The sequence below is a fragment of the Streptococcus sp. HMSC077F03 genome (genome assembly GCF_001812375.1).
Classification (GTDB): domain Bacteria; phylum Bacillota; class Bacilli; order Lactobacillales; family Streptococcaceae; genus Streptococcus; species Streptococcus oralis_S.
In genome coordinates this window covers 1-4754 of sequence record NZ_KV808770.1, presented here as the reverse complement: position 1 = coordinate 4754, position 4754 = coordinate 1, and the positions used below count along the sequence as shown (strand labels likewise).

Genomic DNA, 4754 nt, shown 5'->3' with positions numbered 1-4754 from the left:
ATTAAACCCACCGCTAAAGCTATGATGACTCCATCTCTTAAAACAGAAACCACCATCTGTCTTTTTTACACAAAATCTCCTTTCTTATAATAGTAAAATATCATGAATAAGTTTCAATTAAATAATATATCAATCTATAAAAACGAGAGCTAAACCTCATTCATGTCAAATGATATTTTATCATTTACTAATTAGTATTTCAAGAAATATGTTGTCAAATTGTAAATTTTTTTTAGAATGTTAAAAACCTACTATTTCATACATTAGAGAGATTCTCGAGATAGGATTACGGGAATATTATTCTGAGTTTTTTCAGAATATTATTACTTTTTAATCAATTCAACTAATGATCCATTTTTGCTCAATTCACCATATTATATATACTAAGAATAGTATCAAAATGCATTTAAAAAATTGCAATAATAAAAAAGATTATCCAATTAGATAATCTTTTTTATGTTCTTAATACAAATCAAGATAATTATCAACTTCCCATTGTGAAACAAATGTTGCATAGCTGGCCCACTCGATACGTTTCGCTTCAAGGAAGCTAGTGTAGATGTGTTCACCTAGGGCTGCCTTGACCACTTCATCTTCTGTCAAAGCTTTCAAGGCGTTATGAAGAGTTGATGGAAGATCAGTGATTCCAGCTTCCTTACGCTCTTCTGCTGTCATGATGTAGATATTTTCTTCGATAGGAGCTGGTGCTTCGATTTTGTTTTCAATACCATGCAAACCAACCTCCAAAAGAACAGCCATAGCGATATATGGGTTTGCCATTGGATCCACTGAACGCAACTCAAGACGAGTTCCCATACCACGTGAAGCCGGTACACGAACTAGTGGCGAGCGGTTACGACCAGCCCAAGCAATGTAAACTGGCGCTTCATAACCAGGAACCAAACGTTTGTAGGAGTTAACCGTTGGGTTCATGATGGCAGTATAGTTATAAGCATGCTTGATCAAACCACCAAGGAAATGGTAGGCTGTTTCAGACAACTGCATTCCTTTTGGATCATTTGGATCAAAGAAGGCATTGTTTCCTTCTGCATCAAACAAGGACATATTACAGTGCATACCTGATCCAGCGATACCAAATTTTGGTTTCGCCATAAAGGTTGCGTAAAGACCGTGTTTGCGAGCAATGGTTTTAACAACGAGTTTAAAGATTTGAATCTTGTCACAGGCACGGAGGACTTCATCATACTTGAAGTCAATTTCATGTTGTCCAACCGCAACCTCGTGGTGACTCGCTTCTACTTCAAATCCCATTTTGGTCAAAACATTCACGATTTCACGACGTGTATTGTCAGCAAGGTCAGTAGGCGCCAAATCAAAGTAGCCACCCTTGTCATTTACCTCAAGAGTTGGATCGCCATTTTCATCCAGCTTAAAGAGGAAGAATTCTGGTTCTGGACCAAGGTTGAAGGATTTGAATCCTACTTCTTCCATATGACGAAGTGCACGCTTCAGATTACCACGTGGGTCACCTGCAAAGGGTTCGCCTTCTGTTGTATAGACATCACAGATCAAACCTGCAACACTCCCATTTTCATCTCCCCAAGGGAAGACTGTCCATGTATCCAAGTCTGGGTACAAGTACATATCTGACTCATTGATACGTACAAAACCTTCAATAGAAGAGCCATCAAACATGGCTTTGTTTGACAAGACCTTATCTAACTGTTCATCTGTAGCAGGAATTTCGACGTTTTTCATGGTTCCCAGAATATCTGAAAACATGAGACGGATAAAGGTAACATTTTTTTCCTTGACTTCACGACGAATATCTGCAGCTGTGATTGGCATGGGTTTTCTCCTTAATATATGACTACTTGCGATTGCCTAACCGCGACCAAAGGGTGACCGTACTGAAGCAAAGCGCCCTTGCTGGAGGAGTTCATTGTGGAGTGCACGACGCACTTCCGTCTGACTCACGGCTTTCTTGGACTTCGCCTCGCGTTCAGCATATTTTTTCTTAATCGCAGCAATATTATGACCTTCAGAGATATAATCTTTGATTTCAAGTAGACGATCCATGTCATTCAACGAATACATGCGACGGTTCCCTTCGTTTCGATCAGGTTTGATCAACTCTTGATCTTCATAATAACGAATCTGACGCGCCGAGAGATCGGTCAACTTCATAACACTGCCGATAGGAAAAACAGCCATATTTCGGCGAAATTCTCTTTCCTTCATTTACAATTTCCTTCTTCCTGTCTATTATAGTCTAAAAAAAGACAAACGTCAACGAATAATGTCATAAAATGTAACATTATTTTCTTTTTTTCTCCCAAAAGAGTTTCAGTTGCTCAATATCATAATTTACAAGGATTGCGACAAAAACTCCCATAAATGTTTCAAATACACGTGCAAATACGTACAAAAATGTTTCTCCGCTCGGTATTGATAGGGTAATGATTAACATAGCCGCTACACCACCGATAACTCCTGCCTTGTTGTTCATGGCAACATTTGTCATAATGGTTAACATGGTGCAAATTGGAACAACTAGTAAGGTTACCCAAAAGGCTCCATGAAATAAAGTGTTTAAGAGGAAAAAGACAAGGGCGTAAAAACCGCCAATACTATTTCCTAAGATACGCGAAGTTCCAAAATGGACACTCTTATCAAAGCTCTCTCGTAGACTGAAGACCGCTGTCAACGCTCCAATTTGAAGCCCCTTCCAGCCAAAAAAACCAAAAATCAAGAGAACTATAAATACAGCAATCCCTGTTTTGAAGGTTCGCATACCAAGCTTGAACTGTGACTTATCAAATTTATATTTTTTAAAATAACTCATAATCTCAACTTTCTACTACCATTTTAACATAAATTAGTTGATTTTATGAGCCAAAATCAATAGGAAGCGTTTTTAATTTTTGGCTATAAAAAAGAGGAAACAGAGTTCCTCTTTTCTATTTAACTTTTAGAGCTTACTTGCTTTCGTCTTCTTTACGTTTCAACTGACCAAGTCCTAAAACTCCTACTAAAGCTGCTAGACCAAGATATGGCATGTAGCTTGAATCATTTGTACCTGTTTGAGGTAGAGTAGGGTTACCTTTTGGATTTGGAGTAGGAGTCGTTGGCTCCTCTGGTTTCTTAGGTTCTGGCGTTGTCGTACGAACTGTATTTGAGGCGTAAGCAACTTTGTTCACAGTATTTACATAGGTATTTTCAAAGGTTCCAACAGCAATTCGTTTCATTTGAATATAAGTCTCAGCCTGGAATGGAGAATCCAACTGAATCTCTTGAAGGAATTCTTCCTTGAAGCGAATTGTAAGCATTCCCTTATCTTGATCATGTTCAACCTGTGTTTCAGCCGTTAAGTCTGTTCCTGCCTTGATAACACGACCGTCTTTCAATCGGATATCAACCTTGGCAAGAACTTTATAGTTTCTAGTGTATTGATCACCCTTTTGGTCATAATCATCTACAAAACTATAGTCATTCAAGTCCTCAGAATGATTTTGTGGAATCAAACCACCGATTAAACGATAATTGAAGTACTGGTTCAACGGAATGGTTTGGCCATCAATATTGTCACTGCTTGGATCCATACTGATTGTCACATCTTTTTTAGGTGTGATTTTCGGTACATTGTTGACAACTACTTCTGTAGCATAGCCATTTCCAAAATCAATTTGGTAGGCTTTGTTTTCGTACTTACCACCCGTTTGACCAAATTCAGGTTTAACTGTCATCGGATCTGTGATGAGCAATGATTTTCCTGCTGCTACATAGTTCTTGTAGAATTCGGCTGGATTATCAGCTGAGAAGAGTTGGAAAGCACCTTTAACAGTGATGTTTGCTTTCTTCAACAGATCTTGAACCTTCTTAGGCGCAGCTTCTAAACTATCAAATTGTTGAACACTGATACCTGATACAAGGTTGCCCTCTAGATCACGGATCTTAACCAATTCTGGTTGAAGGGTTAAGGCTTCTTCTGGATAATCATCCACATAGTAGAAACCATTTTGAATCGCTTCTTTAGAAGATTTATCTCCCTTGTATTGGTCCAAATCCCATGTAAGTTCATAGTAGTTCGTTGAACCAGCTAGAACCTCTTTACCATCAATATTTACACCTTGCTTGTTCTTGTTAACTTTCAAAGGCTTGATGTAGTTGTTATTTGGATTGTCAGGATCATTTGGTTTACCTGGAGTCGTTACACGAACAATGTTTGACTTAACACCGTAGGCGTCGTTGACTGTCAATGTAAAGTTATTTGTATAAGTTGCCCCATCATTCAAGACACGACCAACAACAGTTGGATATAGAGTCTCAAAGGATTTTGTCAAATCCGCATTGAAAGCAGCCAAGGTCTCCTCAGTAGCCTTAAAGGTTACAGTGTGACTAGCTTTATCATAGCTTGTTTCAAAACCTTTGCTTGCAGCCTTGGTTGCTTCCAAATCAAACTGATAGCCAGTTGGAAGTGGATCTACCAATACAAATGAAGTTGTTTTTGGACGACCAGCTGTCAACGCTTCTGTTTTCAACTCAAACTTCACTACAGACTGCTTAGCAACTAGAGTACGATCGATATCTACTCCATCCTCATTTTTAATTTCTTTATTAATCTGAGGTTGTGCAAATAGACGATTGTAATGGAAGTGAACTGTTGGCACCGCTGGTGGTGTTGGCAACTGCTTAGGAGTTGGTGCTACCGGCGGAGTTGGCAATGGATCATAATTTGGCTCTTCTGGTTTTGATGGCTCTGGTTGATCTGGAGTTTTTACCGGTGGAGTTGG

The 4754-nt window shown here is 38.9% G+C and carries 4 protein-coding genes; all 4 read right to left on the bottom strand.

The window, feature by feature from the left end:
- Positions 1 to 462: 462 nt before the first annotated feature.
- Positions 463 to 1809 carry a type I glutamate--ammonia ligase gene (gene glnA / locus HMPREF2853_RS03550; protein WP_001122885.1) on the bottom strand — a complete coding sequence of 449 codons (1347 nt, stop codon included), beginning with the start codon at positions 1807 to 1809 and terminating at the stop codon, positions 463 to 465.
- Between the two features lie 36 nt (positions 1810 to 1845).
- Positions 1846 to 2202: a transcriptional repressor GlnR gene (glnR, locus tag HMPREF2853_RS03545; protein WP_000664333.1), complete on the bottom strand. Its 357-nt coding sequence runs from the start codon at positions 2200 to 2202 to the stop codon at positions 1846 to 1848.
- Positions 2203 to 2278: 76 nt separating this feature from the next.
- Positions 2279 to 2806 carry an FUSC family protein gene (locus HMPREF2853_RS03540; RefSeq protein WP_000119887.1) on the bottom strand — a complete coding sequence of 176 codons (528 nt, stop codon included), beginning with the start codon at positions 2804 to 2806 and terminating at the stop codon, positions 2279 to 2281.
- 133 nt (positions 2807 to 2939) lie between these two features.
- A partial coding sequence (locus tag HMPREF2853_RS03535) for an SspB-related isopeptide-forming adhesin (RefSeq protein ID WP_148131393.1) occupies positions 2940 to 4754 on the bottom strand: 1815 nt, incomplete at its 5' end.